Genomic DNA, 514 nt, shown 5'->3' with positions numbered 1-514 from the left:
GCTCGTGGTGCTCGCCCCCGACCCGGGGCGCGACGCCCGGCTGTTCGAGCCGGTCGCCGCCGCGGTGGAGGCGCTCGCCCCCGGCGTCGAGGTGGTGCGGCCGGGGCTGCTGGTGCTGCCCGCACGCGGTCCGGTCGGCTGGTTCGGCGGGGAGCGCGCCGCGGTGGAGCGGCTGATCGACCAGGTCGCGCTGCACGCGGGGACCGAGTGTCAGATCGGCGTCGCGGACGGGATGTTCGCCGCCGCGCTCGCCGCCCGCCGGGGGCGCGGGGTGCCGCCGGGACGGTCGGCGGAGTTCCTCGCACCGCTGGAGGTGGCCGAGCTGGACCGGGACCCCGACGTCGACCGGGCCGCGCTGGTGGACCTGCTGCGCCGGCTGGGGCTACGGTCGCTGGGGGCGTTCGCGTCGCTGTCGGAGTCCGATGTGGCCTCGCGCTTCGGCACCGACGCGGTGGCCGCGCACCGGCTCGCCCGTGGGCTCGACCCCCGCCCGCCGGCGCGCCGGGTCCCGCCG

Annotated in this window: 1 pseudogene; it reads left to right on the top strand. The window is 80.0% G+C overall.

Features of this window, described 5'->3' with window-relative positions:
* Positions 1-514, top strand: a pseudogene (locus tag GTW08_RS20875) (DNA polymerase Y family protein); the annotation flags it as partial.

This window comes from Pseudonocardia sp. SID8383 (assembly GCF_009864975.1).
Taxonomy (GTDB): domain Bacteria; phylum Actinomycetota; class Actinomycetes; order Mycobacteriales; family Pseudonocardiaceae; genus Pseudonocardia; species Pseudonocardia alni.
Note: the sequence above shows the minus strand (reverse complement) of the source record. Positions and strands in the feature narration are given on the sequence as shown.